Origin of the sequence: Ferruginibacter sp. (assembly GCF_028288465.1) — a bacterium.
Taxonomy (GTDB): domain Bacteria; phylum Bacteroidota; class Bacteroidia; order Chitinophagales; family Chitinophagaceae; genus Ferruginibacter.
This window is the reverse complement of the sequence record NZ_JAQBNR010000039.1, coordinates 31,452-53,463: the sequence shown is the minus strand read 5'-3', so window position 1 is coordinate 53,463 and position 22,012 is coordinate 31,452. Positions and strand designations below refer to the sequence as shown.

At 41.7% G+C, this 22,012-nt stretch carries 9 protein-coding genes; all 9 read right to left on the bottom strand.

Features of this window, described 5'->3' with window-relative positions; all coding sequences use genetic code 11:
• Window positions 1-6: 6 nt before the first annotated feature.
• The 9 genes from JWR61_RS15750 to JWR61_RS15710 all read right to left on the bottom strand — a co-directional run bounded on the left by JWR61_RS15750 (window position 7) and on the right by JWR61_RS15710 (window position 21,825).
• Window positions 7-3,303 carry a VCBS repeat-containing protein gene (locus tag JWR61_RS15750; protein WP_301928709.1) on the bottom strand — a complete coding sequence of 1,099 codons (3,297 nt, stop codon included), beginning with the start codon at window positions 3,301-3,303 and terminating at the stop codon, window positions 7-9.
• 95 nt (window positions 3,304-3,398) lie between these two features.
• A complete protein-coding gene (locus tag JWR61_RS15745) occupies window positions 3,399-4,991 on the bottom strand; it encodes a SusD/RagB family nutrient-binding outer membrane lipoprotein (protein WP_301928708.1) in 1,593 nt (530 codons plus the stop codon).
• Window positions 4,992-5,017: 26 nt separating this feature from the next.
• Window positions 5,018-8,140, bottom strand: a complete 3,123-nt coding sequence (locus JWR61_RS15740; RefSeq protein WP_301928707.1) for a SusC/RagA family TonB-linked outer membrane protein — start codon at window positions 8,138-8,140, stop codon at window positions 5,018-5,020.
• A 340-nt stretch (window positions 8,141-8,480) separates the two neighbouring features.
• The gene (locus tag JWR61_RS15735) at window positions 8,481-9,806 is read right to left on the bottom strand and encodes a vanadium-dependent haloperoxidase (protein WP_301928706.1); all 1,326 of its coding nucleotides are present in this window, start codon (window positions 9,804-9,806) and stop codon (window positions 8,481-8,483) included.
• Window positions 9,806-13,093 (bottom strand): VCBS repeat-containing protein, encoded by a 3,288-nt coding sequence (locus JWR61_RS15730; RefSeq protein WP_301928705.1) that lies wholly within the window; start codon window positions 13,091-13,093, stop codon window positions 9,806-9,808. The genes JWR61_RS15735 and JWR61_RS15730 overlap by 1 nt, the downstream gene beginning before the upstream one ends.
• A 238-nt stretch (window positions 13,094-13,331) precedes the next feature.
• Complete coding sequence (locus tag JWR61_RS15725) at window positions 13,332-14,939, bottom strand: SusD/RagB family nutrient-binding outer membrane lipoprotein (RefSeq protein WP_301928704.1); 1,608 nt, start codon at window positions 14,937-14,939, stop codon at window positions 13,332-13,334.
• Between the two features lie 6 nt (window positions 14,940-14,945).
• Entirely contained in the window at window positions 14,946-18,038 is a 3,093-nt protein-coding gene (locus tag JWR61_RS15720) for a SusC/RagA family TonB-linked outer membrane protein (RefSeq protein WP_301928703.1), read from the bottom strand.
• A gap of 156 nt (window positions 18,039-18,194) precedes the next feature.
• The gene (nagB, locus tag JWR61_RS15715) at window positions 18,195-20,117 is read right to left on the bottom strand and encodes a glucosamine-6-phosphate deaminase (protein ID WP_301928702.1); all 1,923 of its coding nucleotides are present in this window, start codon (window positions 20,115-20,117) and stop codon (window positions 18,195-18,197) included.
• Window positions 20,118-20,199: 82 nt separating this feature from the next.
• Window positions 20,200-21,825, bottom strand: coding sequence for a beta-N-acetylhexosaminidase (locus JWR61_RS15710; RefSeq protein WP_301928701.1), 1,626 nt, complete (start codon window positions 21,823-21,825; stop codon window positions 20,200-20,202).
• Window positions 21,826-22,012: the final 187 nt, after the last annotated feature.

Genomic DNA, 22,012 nt, shown 5'->3' with positions numbered 1-22,012 from the left:
CCGCAATTACTTTACCATGAGTGATAATGCAGCTGAATTGTTTATTCCAACTATGATTTGTTCTTTATTGCCACTCTTTACCTTAGCGATACTACGTACATCCCCCTTTATATTTAACCCGCTTTTAAATTGCTGTACATAAGTAAAATTATTTTTTCCGTCACCGTATAACAGTACACCATGGTTGGCCTCATAGCGACCAAATTTTATTCTTGTCCAGGCATTATTACCGGCCAATAATAAATCCTTTTTACCATCATGATTGGCGTCTAACGAAGTGATACCATACACCGGAGCATATTGCGCTTCTATTGGCAGCTGATGTAAAGCAAACCCCTTCTGGCCCTGGTTTTCGAGATAAACAGTTTGCATGTTTTCTGCCGTCAGCTGTATTGCATCTTTCAGTTGTTCCGCAGTAAAAACATCTTTAATTGTAGCTGTTGAATAAGCTTTATATTCTAAAAACTTTTTCTTTAATCCTGGTAATTGGTCGGTAAGATCATCCCTTGAAGCGGCGGGATAAGAAACTCCACCAATATAATAACAAAGCAGCGGATCCACAGAACTATTGTTATCAAAATCTTTATAGTACAATGTCATGGGTTCTTTTTCAGTAACATGAAACTGTGTGTTGGTTCCACAGTTACCAACCACCAGGTCAGCATCGCCGTCTCCATCCATATCTTCAGCATCAATGCGGTTCCACCAGCCCGTGCTTGCAAAATGAATGTACTTAGCAGAGGCATCTGATAATACACCTTTTAAATTGGTAAAAACTTTTACCGGCATCCATTCGCCCACCACCACCAAGTCGGGTTGATGATCATTATTTAGATCCATCCACAACGCATCTGTAACCATACCGGTGTACTGCAACGCAGCGCAGACCTGCTGCGTTGCATCTGTAAAATTACCTTTACCATCATTGAGTAAAATGTAGCTTCTGGGCGAAGTGGGATATTTACCGGGCACAACTCTTCCGCCCACAAACAAATCCTGATCGCCGTCACCATCTATATCAGCCGCTTTCACACACCCTTTACTCGCCAATAGCGCAGGTAATGCATTTTCTTTTTTTGTAAAATTTCCTTTCCCATCATTCAGGTATAGCCTGTCCTGGTAAGCCGGATCGTTTTCATTGTATTCAAATCCACCACTGGCAACATACAAATCCATGTCGCCGTCGTTATCTGCATCAAAAAAGCTTGCAGCCACATCTTCACTGGCAGCGTCTTTAAGAAATGCTGGTGTAGCTTTCAAGGAAAACGTATTGTTTTTATTTTGAAGAAAAAGCTGTGCAGGTTCGTCTTTAGCGCCGCCCATAAAAAAATCGTCCAGTCCGTCGTTATTAACATCTGCAGATACAATGCACGGCCCCTGTCGGCTAAGATAATTTGGCAGCAGGGATTGCACGGTGAAATCGTTGAATGTATTTTCTTTATGATTCACTTCCGGCAATATATTTTGGGAAAGCAACTTTTTTGTGGCAACTGTATCATATGTCCATTTTTCATGCGCATCGGCCATTTTTATTGTTAGCAACTGATTGGTTTTAACAGCAGCCAGTTTTTGAAAATGATCATTGGGCCAGATCACAAGCAATGAATCGATCATTGTATTTTTACCCACACCAAAGTTTAACACCGGGTCGCCTGAAGACTGAAATCCTCTCACCGGCGATTGTTCCTGGTAAAACTCCTGTCCTTTGCAAAATAATTTCACCTTTGCGCCAATACCTCTTGCATTTGCAGCGCCACCATTTAACTGCACCCGCAGGTAATTATTTTTATTAAGTGTTTCGTTGTTGTTTTTGTAGATGCCGGCAAAATCGTTGGTGTTATTTATCACAAGGTCAAGGTCGCCGTCATTGTCCAGATCGGCGTAGGCGGCACCTGCTGAGACACCTTTCTGATCAAACCCCCACTCAGTAGTTTTTTTAAGAAAAGTACCATTGCCCTGGTTTTGAAAAATATAGTTGGGTGTTTCATTGGTTGGCATCTTACGGATATATTCCGGAATCGGATCTACCGAATCTTTATGCATGTTTCTAACAACCCGGTCTACTGAATATTTGAGAAAATCCATCTCAGTATAATCTTTAACATAGCCATTGGTAACAAACAAATCTTTATAGCCATCATTATCATAATCGCCAAAAAGGGCCGACCAGCTCCAGTCTGTATTGGATACACCTGCCAGTTGCCCCACTTCGCTGAACGTACCATCGCCATTGTTTTTCTGCAACATGTTGCGGCTGTACTGGTAATAGAAACCTTGTGTAAACAAATACTGGAACTTGTCAAAATTTTCTGCACCAGCGTGCATCTTGATTGTTTTATTATCTTCCGGAAGCATATCGAGTGTTACTAGGTCCGTCAGTCCATCGTTATTGTAATCAGCCGCATCTGAACCCATTGAATAAAGCGAAATATCATCCATTGCTTTTGTAAGCTGTTCCGAAAACGTTCCATTACGGTTATTCATAAACAAATAATCCGGCTCATTAAAATCGTTGGAAACTGCAATATCCGGCCAGCCATCATTATTAAAGTCTGATATGGCAACCCCTAATCCGAAGGTGAGCACGTTAGAGGTAATACCTGCGGAATCACTTACGTTGGTAAAATGATTGTTATCATTGCGGTATAATTTGCTGGCATAATCTGGATTCTTTTCTTTCCGCAATTCGGGGTTATCCTGTACGCCCGCAGTATATTTTTGAACAGAATGATTGATGATAAAACAATCCAGGTCGCCATCTTTATCATAGTCGAAAAACGAAGCCTGGGTGGAGTAGCCATTGTCCGCGAGGCCGTACTCAGCTGCTTTTTCTGTAAACGAGAGATCGCCGTTGTTGATGAACAACAAATTCTTCCGCAGATCAGGATTTATATCCGCACTCCTGCAAATATAAATATCCAGTTTGCCGTCACCATTTACATCCGCCATGGTAGCGCCTGTACACCATCCCTGCATTTTATCTACACCGCTTTGTTGTGTAATATCTTCAAATTTAAAATTGCCTTTGTTTAAAAACAACCGGTTCCTTACCATGTTACCTGTAAAAAGAATATCTTGGAGACCATCATTATTGATATCCCCGATGGCGACGCCCCCACCATTGTAGAAATAAATATAATTGGCAACATTCAGCGGGCCGTCTTCAAACAGCGTATTCCTGAAATTGATACCCGTAGTCTCTGCATCCAGCCGGGTAAACAAGTGATTTCCATCATCATTGTTGCACCCTGTGACTAACATACCTGAAATAAAAAGCAGTAGAAGTGTAAAGCGCCTTTGCATAAAATAGATTTAGAACATGGACCACATAACATAAAAAAGATTCCACCGAATGTAAAACCTTCGATGGAATCTTTGTATAAAAGTTTCAAATAAATTTAGTTCTTATCCCACCACAGTGGCGTGGTCAGTTTATCGCCGCCAGGGCCAAGTAAAGACGCAGCTGCTTCAACTGCTGTCTTGTTATTTTGCTTTTCTGAAAGCAGGAATGGAATTCTTCTTATCCATTGGGTATTGGGATCAGGAAGATCAGGATTTTCAGAATTAGCAACCGGATATAGAATAAACGTGCGGCTTCTCCGGTAATCTGCCCATGCTTCATTTCCATCAGGATAAATAGCCAGCCATTTCTGAATTGCAATCTGCTTTTTTTGAGTCGCTTGGTCAGCGGCAAATTTTACTGGTGCATCAGAAACTGCCGGCGAGTTAAGGTAATCGTTTGGCGCAATCGGTACATTTGTACTGCTTATGTATGCGCTGATGGCTGCATTGTCTGTAATACCCCATTGTTTCATGGAATTAGTAATACCCGCTTCATATAATTCCTTTGCATTACCATTCATGTTCCAGCCCATTAGTGCCCCTTCTGCACGCAGAAAATAGGCTTCTGCAACAGACATGATGTTTTGTGGTGTCTCTTTAAAGTTGTCGTTTCCTCCAAAATCAGGTGAAGACCATCGTTTGCCAGGCTTTGCATTGTTTGCATACGAATTTTGCGACTCTGTTAACTGCGTTGCTGTAAGCCCGTTTCTAAGACCATCATATTTGCCATTGCCATTTGGATTTGCTTTGCTGGCTCCATCCGGCAGAAAGTAAACAGGAAGGCGGGGATCTTTATATCCATTCAAAACAGATTCCATAGAAGCACTCATACGAAATTCATTCCAGTCAGACATGATGGAAAGACCATTATTATCATCCCCTTTCAAACTTTTTTGTATCAACGCATCATCTGAAGGACTATCCGTAAAAACACCCGAAGCAACAGCGGCTTCAGCTTCAGACTTTGCCCTCGCAGGATCTACTGAAGAAATACGCATTGCCAGCCTCAGTCTTAATGTATTCGCAAATTTTATCCATTTGTTTACATCACCGCCATAGATAAGGTCATAACTTCCATAATGGTTTTCACCAGCATGTGTTTTCAACACAGTCACAGCAGCATCCAGCTTCTTGAAAAAATCATCGTAAATCTTATCCTGAGCATCGTATGGTACTGAGTTGCCTGGCTTGCCGGCCTGGAAATAAGGGATTGGCCCCCAGTAATCGGTTACCCTATGAAACCCCAGCACCCACACAACATCTCCGATAGCAGCTTCGGCAGACCCCGGAGAAGCTAATGCAATGGCCTGTAACTGCGGCACCATATCTGTATAAATTGGGTTAAATGCAGCACCAACCCAATCCATCCTGATGTTAAGCCGATCTGAAGGAAAATAGGTGGCCGTGCAGGCAAAGTATTGCGCATACTGATCTGCAAAAAGGTTTTGTGCAACCTGGTAGTTCCAGATATTAGGCACCGCAGACGCTTCTGCTTTTGAAAAAAGGAAAGGTAGTTCAGCAGACCCCACTGTAGCAACTGTGTTTCTATCCGTGTTGATCTGGTCAAACTTTTTCGTACAGGCTCCCAGCAGAACTACACAACAAAAAAAAGGCGTGTAAATCCGGTTTAAAATTGTTATTCGATTCATATAATAAAATTATTTAGAAGGTTATATTAAAAGGTCAGCTGTAAATTAACACCTAAACTACGCGTAGCTGGTAAGGTACCATATTCAACACCCTGGTAGTTGCTGTTACCAAGACTCATATCAGGATCAAACCACATTTTGCGAGTTCCTATGCCCGGAATGTCCAGCAAAGACTTGCCCCTGTATAACCATAATAAATTTCTTCCTACCAGTGAAAGTTTAGCTGCCTTTATAACTGTTGTGTTTTTTAAAGGAATGCTGTAACCAATTGATAATTCTCTTACTCTTAAATTGGTTGCATCGTATGCAAAAAACTCACCAGCACCGTACCTTTTGCCGGAAGCTATCTGCCAAAAGTCCTGCGCAGTAATGGTCGTTGACACCGGTGAACCAGTTGCATCCACACCTCCAAGACTCCAGCCACCTTCACGTTTCAAGGCTGTGACTTCGGGAATTCCGCTAAATGCAAGGTTCATTTCTGTACCAGATACCATTGTTCCTCCAAAACGTCCATCAATTAAGAAACGCAGCGAGAACCCTTTGTATTCAAACGTATTGGTAAAGCCAACAGTTGCTTTGGGGTTGAAATTGCCTATGTATTCCTGTTCCTGTGTCAATACTGGTTTACCGGTAACTTTATCTACTACACGATTTCCTTTTGCATCTGTAGCCCATTTAAAAGCAAGTAGATCGCCATACGCTTTACCTTCCTGTACCACCGGTGTTGCAGAACGGCCAAAGCCGCCACCCAGGTAGAATATTTTCACCTCATCACTTAATGAAATTACTTTGCTGTGGTTCATCGCAACGTTAAGGGTTACATCCCATTTAAAGTTTTTTGATTGGATGGGAGAACCATTTAGCACCAGTTCAAATCCGGTATTCTGAATATTACCGGCATTGATATATTTGCTTGAGAAACCAGAAGCAACCGGTAATGCGACCTGTAGCAACTGGTTAAACGAATTACTCTTATAATAGGTAGCTGTAAATCCGATCCTGTTGTTCAAAAATCTCGCTTCCATACCAAACTCAAGGTTTTTAACAATCTCTGGTTTCAAACCTGGTAGAGGCAGCGTTGAGCTGATTTGTAAAAATCCGTTTCCCGCACCCTGACCATAATTGTAAACTGATTTTAGTAACCCAAAACGTCCACCATTTCCAACTTCAGCATAGTTTATTGAAGCTTTTAAAAATGACAGCGCCTGCGGTAATACCAGTAAATCTGATAATACTGTTGATACGCCCACAGAAGGATATAAGAATGAGTAAGGTTTTGGCAATCTTGAATCCCAGTCATTTCTCAAACTTAAGTCAAGAAATACGGCATCCTTATAAGACAGGTTAGCCTGGCCAAAAACAGACTGCGTTTGAACCTGTGTGTAGCTGGAATTAACAGCGGGGCTTTTGGCGAAATTGAGACTGTATTTATCAGTAACATTCAAGCCACCGGCTGAAGACACATTCGCATCATATTTACTATCCTGTATAATAGCCCCGACACGATAGTCTACTTTAAATTGATTTGCAATCTTGTTGTTTCCTTCAAGCATTACATCAAACCATTTTTCAGTGGCAACGATGTTATTCTTCTGATAATCGCCACCCGATTTTGCCCATAATATGGTTCCTTCTGCAACGGAATTTTCGCCACGGTCAAACGTTTTGTCCATGTTGGCACGCCCTGCAAGTGTAAGCCAATTGGTAAGCTTAAACCGTGCTGTCAAAAATCCAATTACTCTGTCCCTTGCTTCATTAATAGAAGTATTATTAACGGTCCAGTAAGGGTTCTGATAAATTGAACTCAGTGTTGAAGGAAATGTTGTAGGAGCATAAATGCCGACGTTATTCAGTGTTTGATAATTCATGGCATCTGCGGTAGAAATATTTCTCGCCATGTTATAAATATCAATTACCGGTGCATTTTCTTCACCAGTGCGAGGCCTGTTTTTAATATCCTGGTTTACATAAGTAATTTTTGCATCGGTAGAAAAGCGGCTGCTCACCTGGTTGGTGATGCGTAAATTAACTGTATGACGGATAAGGTCATTTTTTGGGACAATACCTTCAATCTTATTATTTGTATAAGAGAAGTAAGTCTGCATTTTATCTGTACCTCCGGTAACGCCAATGGAATTATTCAGGCTTATACCATTCCTGAAAAAATCACTTACGTTATTTGGCTGGGCAGAATAAGTTCCTGGTACTCCAAGATGATTTACAATTGACTGACCAGTCATTTTTGCACCCCAGCTTTCACCAGAAGTAAGCGTGTCTTTTAAAACGCCACCATTGCCCTGGCCATAAGTATTTTGAAACTTAGGTAAAGCAAATACAGATTCAACCGCAATGCCCGAATTAACCGTTACAGAAATCTTGTCTTTTTTTCCTTTTTTTGTAGTGATAACAATTACGCCATTACCAGCCTGACTGCCGTAAAGTGCAGCTGCAGAAGCTCCCCGCAAAACGGTTACTGATTCTATATCGTCCGGGTTAATACTGGAAGCACCATCAGAACCCTGAATAGAACCGAAATCGCTGGTGGATGTTCCATTGGTATTGTTGCTGATTGGTACACCATCCACAACAATCAGCGCATTATTTGAACCCTGGATGGACCTGTTACCTCTTAACACAATGCGTGCACCGCTGCCTGGTCCGCCAGAACCTTGCGTGATAACTGCGTTGGCGACTTTACCAGAAAGAGAGTTGATAACATTATTGGCATCTCTGGCTTCCGTAAGTTCCGACGCCTTTACAGATTGCGTTGCATACACCAGTGTTTTTTTCTGGCGGGTAATTCCAAGGGCGGTAACTACCACACCTTCCAGTTCCGTCTTGGATTCTGTCAGCACAATGTTTATTTCAGATACATTGGCCGATACGGCTTTTTCAGCTGTAGCAAACCCCACGTTGGATACAACAATGGATACATTTCCGGAGGGAGCAGTGATAGAAAAGTTACCATTGATATCCGTTATAGTACCTTTCTTTTGCCCTTTGACTATAACGGTAGCACCTGGCTGAACCTCGTTTGCCGCTGATGTGACTTTGCCCGAAATGGTTCTTGTCTGAGCTTGCATTGAAGCAGTAAAACCTAACAGTGCAGTAAAAAATAGAAGGAAACCTTTGAATAGTTTAGTCGTCATGCAATATTAGTTTTGGTAATTGAAAAAATATCTGTCCAACTAAAGATGAGAACAATTCTTGGAAAAGCAATAATTTTCGCTTGACGAAAAAAGATATTGTTACTACGCAAACGTTTGCGACAGTAAAACAAACGGTTGCGCAAAATTATTACCTACATTTCAGTAATACTAATATTAAATCCAGGCAGAATTGATACTTTTTAAATGTTAAGTGCTGGCAGGGTAAATATGACAGCACTTTTACGGGGAAACAGACTTTTTAACTGAAAGGTCTGATTAATCAAGCAACAGGCTGTTTTAGCTTTACAAGAGTATGTAAAGCCGGTGTTTGTATGCGAGTTCATCCACCGATGGGTTTTAGATGAATACTCATCTTTTCCACTATCCATTTGCCCAACGCCTTCCCTTGCCTTTGTCCATTTTCAATAGCATCCCTAAAATGAATTCCGCCATACAACCTTGATATGGCAGCCTCCGCAGCTGCTTCGCGGAAAGAAGGGAATGTTCTTGCAGGTATTTCAAATAACTCTTCTGAATTATCGGTGTAGCTGAAATGATCTCCCAAAAAATAACTAAGGATTTCTGCAGCCGCAGTAGAGATTACACTGTGGCCGCTGGTATATTCCGGAAAAGGGGGCGTTTGCAACAACGGTTGCCAGTGCAGATCAATGTATTTATTGATGTAGCTTTCGGGACGTATCCGATTGCTGCGGTATTTTTCATCCCAGCAAATTATAAATGCGTCCACCAGGGCGAGGGAAACCATAGTATGCAGAAGCACTGCATTGTCAAAAGACAATCCCGCTTTTTTTGCCGCAATGCCTGTAATATTCATCCAGTGCCCTCCCGGACTGATTTTTTTAAAGCCGATGGCCATATGGCCTGACGTATTTACTATAAAAGGATTGCAATCCCAAAAAGATGCTACCTGTATTTGCGCAGGTGTTGCCCGGTTAGAAATATCGTATACCTCTTTTGCCAGTTTAAAAAAATTACTGCTGCTGTCTTTGCTAAAAGTAACTGGCGGAGCACATATAAACTGGTTGCACGAATCTATCAGCATTGGACGAATCGTTTTCCAATTGGGTTCTACTGCTTCGATATAGGCAGGCGGCGTAGGATACCAGTAGGCATCACCTTTTACCGGCGTATACCTAAGCCTGGCGCTGAGCTTGCTATAGCCATCGGCCCTCGCATAGGCTACCATGCTGCCGGCTACGAGATTGGCCACAGCAACAGATGCCGTGATGGTGCTTGCTGCAATGTTATTTTTACTAAGGGTTTTCAAATAAGCATCTTCCTGCTCCTGCAGCATAAAGCCCGACGGAAGCATTCTTTTACCTGTTTCCAATACTGCGTAAACTGCTGCGATACGATAGTTATAGGTCTTGTTATTTTCAGTTATTTTTACCGGCGTGTAATCTTTCAGCAAGGTGGAGAGTGACTGGAGCGTTGAATTGTTTTGGCTGACTATTTCGTATGCACTCAATACTGCGTAACTATAAAAACGGCTGGCAGCGGGCGGGTTCACCACATCATGCATCATTACCATAGACATGGAAAATACAACAGGCTGTAAATCCAGGTAAGCAGGTAATGTTTTTTTTATTTGTCCGTTTACCGGGCCATATAATAGTGCCAATCCTAAAAAGATATTTTTCATCATCAGTTCTGTTTATAAAAAATTAGTTCGCTGCCTGCAATTCCCATTACAATATATTGCTCTTTGCCAACCGTTATCGCTTCGGCTGATTTTACATCACCCTTTACAGAAAATCCAGAGACTGGTTGAGGGATATATTCAAAATTCCCTTTACCATCACCTTTTAATAAGCAACCGTAATTGGCATCAATGCTTCCTATTTTTAACCGGTTATCTGCGTGATTGCCCAGTAACAACAAATCAATTTTCCCGTCGTGTGTAAAATCCTTCGCCAATATTTTTGTTACAACCGAAAACTGTGCCTGCAATGGTAACAACGATTTCACGAATTTGCCGCCCCGGTTTAAAAAACACACTGTCCTTTCCTCACTGGCTGTAAGCACGGATGCTTTGGAAAGTTCGTCAGGGGTAAAAATTTCTTTCATACCGGCATCTGCATAACTTTTATAAGATGAAAATTTTCGGCGCATCGGGTAGATCTGTTCATTCAATTCATCCCTGCTTACAAAAGGATAACTTTTGCCCTGCACATAGCAATTGAAAAACGGATCGATGGAACCGTTGCCATCAAAGTCTGCATAATACATTTCGGCAGGTTCTTTTTCAGATATTTTGAAAGGAGAATTTAAACCCAGGTTACCGGCAATAATATCTTCATTGCCGTCGCCATCTACGTCAGCTATATTTAAAGTAAACCAAAAACCATTGGTCGGTTCAGAAAAATATTCACCGGTTTTATCAGCGAAGCCAGAAGTGGTATTGATAAATATTTTTATTGGCACCAGCTCACCACAAAGTACCATATCTTTTCTTCCATCCTTATTAATATCAATCCATTGCGCATCTGTGACCATGCCGATATTTGAAAATGGCATATCTGCAACTGTAAATTTTCCTTTGCCATCATTGATTAACAGGTAACTTTTTGGAGCCAGCGGATATTTGCCCGGTATAATGCGTCCGCCAACAAACAAATCCAGATCACCATCTCCATCGATATCACAAGGCCGTACGCAGGATTTGCTGCTGGCACTTACATCCGGCAAAGCCTCTTCCGATAAACTGTAATTTCCTTTACCATCATTGAGGTACAATTCATCCTGCAGCGAATGCGTATTGGCTTCCCACAGACTATAGCCACCTTTGGCAATATATAAATCAGGAAACCCATCCCCGTTGGCATCAAAAAACACGGCTGCCGCAACAGTACATTCATTTTCATTGCCGCCCGAAAATCCTTCCTGCGCAACAAAATGGCCGTCCCGCTGCTGGATATATATTTTTGCAGCCTGGGTATTATCTCCACTGATAAACATATCTTCAAGCCCATCTTTATTTACATCTGCCCTGGCAATTACAGGCCCCGTTTTTGAATACATAAACAGCATTAACAATTGCCGTTTAAAATCATTTTGATTGCTTAGTTCACTTTTATAATCCAGCAAAGCAGGCATCCTTGTAAAGAGGGGTATAACGGCATTTTCCGGTAACATTTTCGCTGGCTTTGACACAACATTTTGTTGAATAATTATTTTTTGATTAACGGTGAGGTTTGCCGTTAGCTGTGTACTGCCATCCGGCCATATAATTTTTAATGAGTCAATATTTTTTTGTGTACCCAAACCAAAATTAAGTACGGTAGATACGCAGGATAAGTATCCCCTGTTTGGATTGACTTCCTGGTATTGCATGTTGCCATTGGTATATAAATAAACCTTGGCGCCAATTGCATTTGTATTGCCTGCCTTGCCGGATAATTTTACTGCCACATAATTACCGGCATCCTGTTCCCTGCTTTGATTTTTATAGACAGATGCTACTTCATTGATATTGTTTATCACCAAATCAAGATCGCCATCGTTATCAAGGTCGGCGTATACAGCACCACTTGATATGCCAGGTGTACTCAGCCCCCAGTCAATTTGCTTATTACTAAAAGTGAGGTCGTGGTTATTTTTAAAAATGTAATTCGGTAAAGTAGTAGATGGCATTGCTTTTACCAAATCCATCAATAAAGCAGGTTCCCTGTCAACAGCTTTTTTTACTTTATAATCTCCCCAATACCTTAAAAAATCTTTGTTGGTATAATCCCGCAGGTACCCATTGCTTATAAATAAATCTTTGAATCCATCATTGTCAAAATCAGCAAACAGAGGACACCAACTCCAGTCGGTAGCAGATACGCCGGCCAGGCGGCCAATCTCACTGAATGTACCATCGCCATTATTCAACTGCAGCATATTGCGCATATACTGCTTGTATAAATCCTGGCTCTGCATCAATGCGAACGATTCATAATTTTCCTGTAACTGTAGTAATTTCTGGCGCCTGTTATCTTCCGGTAACATATCAAGCGACATAATATCCGGCAGGCCATCGTTGTTAAAATCCGCGATATCCACTCCCATTGAAAATTGAGATAAATGCCGTAACCTCTGCTGCGACTGATCCGTAAAGGTTCCGTCATGGTTATTGATGTATAAATAATCAGGCTCGTTGTAATCGTTGCTAACATAAATATCCTGCCAGCCATCTTTATTTACATCTGCGATGGCAATGCCCAATCCAAACGTCATCGGGTTTTGCCGAATACCGGCTCTTACAGAAACATCTGTAAAATGGTTACCGTTATTCTCATATAATTTATCACCTGCCAGTTCATCAATATCATTTCTGAATTTGGCAAATTCCATATTATCAATTTTTTTAGTGCTGTGGTTCAGCAAAAACATATCCAGGTCGCCATCATTATCATAGTCAAAAAAAGCAGCCTGCGTACTATAACTTTTGTCATCTAATCCATAAGCTTTCGCCTCTTCTGTAAATTTTAAATTTCCTTTATTGATGAAGAGTTGGTTTCTTCTCAGTTCCTCCCCCACTTTGCCAGAATAACATACATAAATATCCATTAACCCGTCTCCGTTTACATCAGCCATCGTAACGCCTGTTTTCCATCCCCCGGCCCGGCCGGGTAATTCGCTACAGGCATCTTTGGTGATGTCTTTAAATTGCATATTACCCAGGTTAAGGTATAATTTATTGGGCTTCATATTGCCTGTAAAAAAAAGATCGGGCAGCCCGTCGTTGTTAATATCACCAACGGCCACACCCCCGCCATTATAAAAATATTCGTATGATAATACATTCAGGCTTTCCGATTCGCTGATATCGTTGCTGAAGTGTATATTGGTTTGGCCGGGAGGCAACAGTTGAAAAAGCTTTTGCTGTGCAATAGCCGGTATAGCAAATAATAATAATAATAAGGTTGCAGTAGTAATATAAAATCTCATACCTAAAGTTATTCTAAAGAAAGATTTATTGCCGGGATGCGCTTAAATTAGTTGATAAAGTTTGCTTAATTTTTATGGCTGCTGTATCGGGGGCTTCAATTGTACAACCACCGGAAAGTCATTTAAATTTTAAGGGCAGAGCTTCCATAAAAAATTAAACCACAAGACCATCAAAATGATGGCCCTGTGGCGTTAATTTGACCTACTAAAACTGTCTTTATTTTGATTAATAAAATACTTATTTATCCCACCAAACACGTCCGGCATAAGTATCACCACCTGACAATCCGGTTACGGCTGACTTGTAGTTTGCAGGATTATTAGAAGCTTCGCTTGTTGGATAAGCTTGTCTTCTTGGAATAGTACCTCCTGTAAAATTACCGGCGTAATTTACCGGTGTTAAAACGGGATAACCAGATCTTCTCCAGTTGCTCCATGCTTCGTCAAAATCAAAGATGGTGCCTGCAAGTACCCAGTATTGGGTGTTGATTTGCTTTAAGGAATTTTCAACAGAAGAAACGTCCAGCGGATTTGCAGCAGCATAAGCTGTTGCAGTGCCGGCAGCGATAGCGCCTTTTGCGTTAATCTGACCGTAAGTCTGGATAGCAGCAGCTAAACCGTTTGCATAGTGAGCAGCAGCTGTTGCGCCTACATTCCATCCCCTTACAGCAGCTTCAGCTAATAAAAATTCTGTCTGTGCATAGGTTAAAACGAAAGTAGGTGCATTCAAATCCAGGTATACAGCAGTGGTGGGACGTGAATACCCGCCAGTAACATTGATATCATCTCCGGTTCCGGTAGCTCCGGGAAAACCAGGTGCATGTGTAATGTCAGTTGCGCCACCATTTTGATCGTAGCCATTAGGCATACCTTGCTGTAAAGCTGGAGTTGAAACGCCTGCAAGACTCTCATTGGCAGCATTGGCTTTACCTGGCATTGGTACCTCTGAAATCACTCCCAATCTTGGATCAGCAGTTGATTTTAAATAATCAACCAGCACTTTACCCCACTTAACTTCAGAATAATCTTCTGCAGTTGTCAGGGAACGCGAGTTGGCGTTGCTAAAACCATGAGAGTTGTCGAATACAACATAAGCATTATCTGCATTGCTTGCAAAAACGCCGCCGGCATACGCTTTTTCAGCATACTTCTGTGCCGTAGCTGGATCCACTTTGGTTAAGCGCATAGCCATGCGCAGCATCAAAGAATAACCAAATTTTTTCCATTGCGCAATGTTGCCTTTGTAGGGAAATACGTCATTTGTTGGAATAGCTTTGGCTGCGTCCAGTGTAGGTAAAACACTGTCCAGTTTAGCAAACATCAGGTTGTAAACATCCTGTTGCTTGTCGTACACTGGTTGAGAAATACCAGACTTTGCGCTAAGTGCCTGTGAGTATGGCACGTCACCGTAAACATCCGTTACAGCTTCAATATTAAGTACTTCGCAGATAACGGAAATGCCACTTACATTACTTAATTCAGGTTTATCTTTGGTTAAGTTCTGTATCTCACGCAGATAGCTGGCAGATCTGTAGCCGGCATCCCAGGTACGTCCCTGGTAGTTTAAGAAACTGCCTCCCTGCACGTATTTATCACCACCGCTATAATAGCCCGGGTAAATGGCCGAAGCAAAAGTTTGTGTCCACATACTTTGAAAAAGTATCGGCCCGTTGTAGCCGGAAATTGCGTCTACATATCCTAACTGCCCTGATGGCAATAAAAGGTTAGCATCGAAATTAGCTGCCGAAGCCTTGGTAGGATCGGTATTGACATCATCGAAGTTTTTTGTACAGCTCGTTATAAAAACGGCTGCAAAAAGACCCATATTTAAAATAGTTTTTTTCATGTCTGGTTATTTTTTGAATTTGAAATTAGCATTGATACCAAAAGACCTGGTTGAAGGAAGACTGGTGCCTTCAATACCTGCATAGCGGATAGTTGAAGAGAAGCCCGCTTCCGGATCAATGTTATCTGTATTCTTAAGGAAAGTGAAAAGATTACGTGCAACAAAAGAAATCTGGATAGAGCTAAATAAAGGTAATCCTGCCAATGCTTTTTCAGAAATAGTATAACCAAGTGTAACCTGGCGTAGTTTAATATAATCACCATTTAATACGTTGCCTCTTGAAATTTGCGCTAACCTTTGATAGTACGATTCTGCAGTTGCCGTAACACCGTTAGCTGTTCCGTCGGCCAATACACCGTTAACCTTAATACCTGTTTCTCTTCCAACCAAAGTTGCTTTATCCAAGCCTCTTACCAGGGCATAGTTCTTAGTCGCAGACAGTACTTTATTACCATAATTGTAGTCAATTAAAAATGATAAATCAAAGTTTTTGTAATTGAAATCATTTTTAAAACCACCGTACAAATTAGGTAAAACTGATCCCATTGCTATAAGGCCTCCCTGTACCGGTAAGCCACTTCCGTCAACAACAATTTGTCCTTTGTCGTTATAAGTGTAATCATGAGCCATAACCTGTGGTCCGCTCAAACCTATCACATAAGCTGTATTTGCATTCAAAGGTCTGTATGTGCCCAAGCCAAGCTGGTTGCCCGCTGCATCTGTTTTCAGCACCTTATTGCTAACAGAGGTAAGGTTAAGGCTTGCATTCCAGTTAAAATTCTTTTGCTTAACAATATTGCCAGTCACCATCACTTCAAGCCCTTTAGTTTGGATGCTACCATTTGAAATTACTGAACCAGAATATCCGGTTGCCCAGCTAAGGTTGGCATTCATAATTTCATTAGATGATTTACGGTTAAAATAAGCAATATCAAATCCTAAGCGGTTGCTAAGGAACTTCAATTCTGTACCAACTTCAAATTCTGTAAGGGTATATGGTTTCAGGAACAGGTTAGGAAGTGTTCCGTCGAAACTTCCTGTAGAAGTGCCATTGATTGCTCCACCAACATTATAATAAACAGCAGTTTGGTAAGGCGTAGCTGGTTCTCCACTGGTTTTTGCATAAGAAGCACGAAGTTTACCAAAGCTAAGTTTAGGTACATCTATTAACTGTGAGAATATTAAGCTGGCAGACACAGACGGTGTAAATATATTGCGGTCGCCTTTTGGAATACCTGAGTTATATAGTGTAGAGAAGGCATCATATCTGCCTGTAGTACCAATGCTAAAGAATGTTTTATAGCTAAAGTCCATAGAATAAAATCCTGAATGTACTTTTCTTTCATTGTAGCTATATCCTCTTCCGTAGTTTAATACGTTACCCGGAGTATACAATCCTGGTAATACAAATGGTCCGCCATTGATATTTAAACCTTCGCTTTTATTGGTTCTTGCATTGGCACCCAATGTAGCGTCCAGGTTGATATCACTTGTAATTTTGTGGGTAACTCCTATCAATGCATCCAGGTTTAATTCAGATGTTTGCGAGGTGGAAAGACCAATGCCTCCTGACTGACCTGCGGAGTTATAAGAATAGTCAGTACCTGATGGAGTAACACCCAACACGCGGTCGTCTTCATTATCATATCCGATGCGGCCCATAGCATACAACCAGCTTGTAAAATTGTACTTTGCAGAAACTGCAGTAATCAGTCTTTTACGGCTTACGTCGTTGATCCATTTGTTCACCGCAAAATAAGGATTGGTTACATAGTTATCATCACTGAATACTATTTCCCTTCCATTGGCATCATAACCGGGAGACAAAATTGATTCTTTAATATTGGGAGCCAGGAACAAACCGTTGTTTGGGTTACCCGGACCGTCACTTAATTGCGGAGGATTTTTTGCAAGCTGATCGATGTAATTAGCCATTACTGTGACAGACAATTTATCAGTTACTTTCTGATCCATACTGAAGTTTAATGTCTTCCTGTCAAGCCCACTGCCTCTTACAATTGCAGTATTACTAAGGTTAGATGCAGACAAACGATAAGTACCTTTATCACCACCACCGTTTACAGACACTGTGTTGGTAAAAGATGGTCCCCATCTGTAGAAATCAGCAATGTTATTTTTGTAAGGAGAGTATGCGTAGTTTTTACCGTCAAGGCCAATCACCTGCGATCCGTCCATTTTAGCACCCCATGCAAAACGTGCTGTAGATTGTGCAGAACTGGCGCTGGATGGTTTTAAACCACCTGTTCCCTGTCCGTATACATATTGATAATCGGTGCTGTTGATTGCTTTTTCTGCAACGTAGTTGGCATTGTATTCAATGTTGGCCGTTCCTTTTTTACCAGTTTTGGTAGTAATTAGAATTACACCATTAGCGGCCCTTGATCCATATAAGGCAGAAGCAGCAAGACCTTTCAACACGGTCATGCTTTCTATATCATCCGGGTTTATATTTCCGATACCGTCACCGTTATCAGAACCACCCCATTCACCTGCGCTACCACGCTGGCTATTATCCATCGGTACTCCGTTGATCACAAACAAGGGAGCGCCGCCACCTGTGATACTTGAAATACCTCTCAATAGAATACGGGCAGAACCTCCAGGACCACCATTGGTGCCATGAACATTTAAACCGGCAACCTGTCCTGCTAACCCCAGTGCTACGTTGTTTTCCCTTGCTTTGGACATCTGGTCGCCACCAACTGTCGATACAGCATACCCTACTTTCCTTGTTTGTTTGCTGATACCCAAGGCAGTTACCACTACTTCGGACATGTCTGCAGAAGCCTGGTCCAATACAACTGTAATATTGCTTTTGTCACCTTCCACCAAAATGGTTTTAGTAACATAGCCAACAGAAGTAACCTCCAGGGAAATATTACCGGCAGGAACAGTGAGTGAAAAAGAGCCATCAGGACCAGCAGCGGTCTTGGCAGTTTTGCCTTTTACACCAATTGTGGCAGCCGGTAAGCCGCTGCCAGATTTAGAATCTGTAACAGTACCGGTTAGTTGCCGGCTTTGTGCCATCACTACTGAACTTAGCAGTAGCAAGGCGGTTAAAATGCGTAATTTTCTCATTACAATTTTAGTTTTTGGTTAATAAAAAAATCCCTTCATCAAACGGGAACTATACAAAAGAAGTTGAACTATCCAGTTTAAGTTGCTATTAATACATGATGCTTTTTAACGTTAGAAGGCTGCTTGCGCTGGCAAATGTTTTATGTGATTGGTTTGTTAAAAATGCCATCGCACAAATGCCTCCATTGCCGCATATTCTGCAAGGCCTAATTTGTTATACAGGTCAGCTGTTGCCTTGTTTCTTTCTTCTGCTCTTTGCCAGAACTCCCGGGAGTCAGTGCCCTGGTAAACCACTCCATCTTTCTGGGATTGATGTTTAAAAATTCCCAGCCTTTTTTTAAGCACCTGGTCCGGACTCATAGGAACTGCCATTTCTATCATATCGATATCCCATTCGGCCCATGCCCCTTTATACAACCATACCCAGCAATCTTTCATAAAGGCTTCGTTCTTCAATAAATGTACCGCTTCAAAAATGGCATCCAGGCAAACCTTGTGTGTACCATGCGGATCTGCCAGATCGCCGGCTGCATACAACTGGTGCGGCTGCACCTGTTGAATTACCTGTTGTACGATGGCATAATCTTTTTGCGACAAGGGGCTTTTTTCAACCAGCCCGGTTTCATAAAAAGGAAGATCAAGAAAATGAATGCAGTCGGCCGGAATACCAACAAAGCGGCAGGTATTTCTTGCTTCGCCACGCCGGATCAACCCTTTTACATACCGTACTTCTTCAATATCTTTTTCGCCACTTTCTTTCACCTTTAAAAAAGCCAGTGCCTTTTTGTAAATAGCATTGGTACCCTCATTTTCAATTGAAAATTTTTCATTAAAGTCGATAACAAATTCTGTAAACCGCAATGCTTCATCATCAGCGACTGCGATATTCCCGGAAGTTTGATACGCCACATGTACTTCATGCCCCTGATCAACAAGCCGCTGAAAAGTGCCACCCATCGAAATGATATCATCATCCGGGTGAGGACTAAAAATCAGCACTCGTTTTTTTGCAGGATTGGCTCTTTCGGGTCTGTTGGTATCATCAGCATTGGGTTTACCGCCCGGCCATCCTGTAATGGTATACTGCAACCAGTTGAAAACTTTTATGTTGATATCGTACGCCTGTCCGTACATAGCCAGCAGGTCACTCAGGCCGTTTTCATTATAGTCATTGTCTGTTAACTTAAGAATGGGCTTCTTTACCATTAGGGCCAAACTGGTAACCGCTTTTTTAATCATCGCCGTATCCCAAACAACATTTTCAGTTAACCAGGGGGATCTGCGGCGTGTTAAAGCTGCAGCCGCCGATTGTTCCGTAACAAAAAGTGTATTCGGATGACCCTGCAGGTAAGAGGCCGGCACAAATTCTGTAACGGGCCCTTCAACCGCCTTCTTTAAAATATCTGCTTTGCGTTCACCCCATACAAGCAGTATAATTCTTCTGGCTTTTAAGATGGTACCAACGCCCATGGTGATGGCTTTTTTGGGAACATTGGCGATGCCTCCAAAGTCAGATGCGGCATCTGCTCTTGTACTCAGGTCGAGTGTAATGAGCCTTGTAGGTGAACTTACATGTGAGCCGGGTTCATTAAACCCAATATGTCCATTGCTGCCAATACCCAGCAGCTGGATATCGATACCACCTGCCTCCGCAATTTTATTTTCATATTCGGTACAGTAGGTCTTTAACAGTTCCTGTGGTACCGTGCCGTCGGGTATATAACAATTTTCAGGCAGGATATCGATATGATCAAACAGGTTTTCATTCATAAACCGGCGGTAGCTTTGGATCGCATCAGGAGGCAGCGTGTAGTACTCATCCAGGTTAAAACTGATCACATTTTTAAAACTCAGTCCTTCTATGCGATGCAGTGTTACTAATTCAGCATATACTGTTTTGGGGGTTGAGCCGGTTGCCAAACCAAGCACCGCACGTTTGCCATTTTGCTGACATGCGATGATAAAATCCGCAATTTCCCGCGCCACTATTTTGGAAGCCTCACGGGAGTTTTTATAAATTACGACTGGCACTTTTTCGTGCGACAACATCTTTGGTTGTATGAGTGTTTCTGATTCCATCAATTAAAAAACTTTAGAATGATCTTTTTGAATGCTGTTGCAAATAACAGCCTGTTTTTTCACTGGCATAGCATTGTCAAAATCACTTCTTTTTACTGATGACTTTTTTGGGCGCAACTTTAACTTCTGCGATTATAGCTTTACTAAAATTGCTTTTCCATAAATCATATCTTTTATATTGTTGCTGTAAACGTGGCAAAAACAACTTCCAGTTCCGCTGATTTTTGGGACTCCAAAGCACTTCACTCAACGCACTCATGCGAGGGAAAATCATGTATTCAATTTTTGGCAGATTGGTAATATATTCTGTCCATAAATTGGCCTGGCCGCCCAGAACGTGTTTGGCCTGCTCCGCATTTAATTCTTTTGGAATCGGCTCATATCCGTATACTTTTCCCAGTGGCAAAAAACCTCCGATGGTAAGTGAATCATCTTTTTCAACCTGTGCATGATCAAAGTAAACCCATCCGCCCGGCGTCATAATAACATCATGATTTTGTTTGGCCGCATCAATGCCTCCCTCCTCTCCACGCCAGCTCATTACAGTTGCATTGGGAGCTAATCCTCCTTCCAGAATTTCATCCCAACCAATAATTTTACGTCCTTTGCCGTTGATATATTTCTCCATTCTCTGTACAAAATAACTCTGCAATCCATGCTCATCTTTTAAACCCTCTGCTTTTATTCTTGCCTGGCAAAGCGGGCATTTTTTCCAGTTGGTTTTCGGGCACTCATCGCCACCTACATGTATGTAAGGTGAAGGAAACAATTGCAGCACTTCATCTATTATATCCTGCAAAAATTGAAAAGTCGAATCTTTGCCGGCACAAAAAACATTGTCAAACACACCCCAGGTACCCTCCACTTTGTAGGGGCCAGTGCCAGGGCACCCCAGCCAGTTGTAGGACGTTAGCGCAGCTTCTGCATGGCCGGGCATTTCAATTTCAGGCACAACAGTTATAAACCTGTCTGCGGCATATTTAACTACTTCTCTTATTTCATCCTGGGTGTAAAATCCTCCATGTGGTGTATTATCATTTCCTGTACCCGGGAAATGGCCAATGATGGTGTTGTTGCGGGTGCTGCCCACTTGTGTTAACAACGGGTATTTTTTTATTTCAATTCTCCAGCCCTGGTCATCCGTAAGATGCCAGTGGAAATAATTCATTTTATGCAGGGCGATATAATCAATATATTTTTTTACAACTGGTAAAGGAAAAAAGTGACGACCCACATCCAGCATCATTCCCCTGTAATTGAATCGCGGCGCATCAGCAATGGTAACAGCCGGAATAGTTAATGCGTTACTCTTTGCGACAGGCAGTAATTGAATGAGGCTCTGAATACCGTAAAAAGTGCCGGGATAAGTATCACCTGTAATGGTTACACCGGAAGATGTAACCATTAGAGTATAAGCATCAGATGACGGTTTTTGGATAAATTTCCTGGTATTAAGCCTTATGTAATTATGTTGCGCACTGTTGCTTTTTCCTAAGGTAAATCCATACACACTCTGCAAATAAGTAGTAAAGAAATCAGCTGCCTTTTCTTCTTCAGCGTCTTTAGCTACAATAACAGTTTTTGCATTTATGATAAACTTGCCCCCCGTTTGTTTAACACTTACTGGTTGTGGAATAATGCTTACCGGCTGTGCAAAACCTACCAGGCCTGCAATGATCCAAATTGTGAGAAAAAGAAATGATTTCATAATTCTAAAATGTCTTGTTTTTTTTATTAGTTCAATCTTTAAATTCATACAAACCAGGATACAACTCCTGCGATTGTGATGATAATTATACAGCATAGCTACTAAACCCCTTTTGTTACCTGCATGATTTATCACACAAAAACTGCTTATCACCAGGCCAACTGTTGTAAATGGTAAAGATGACAAT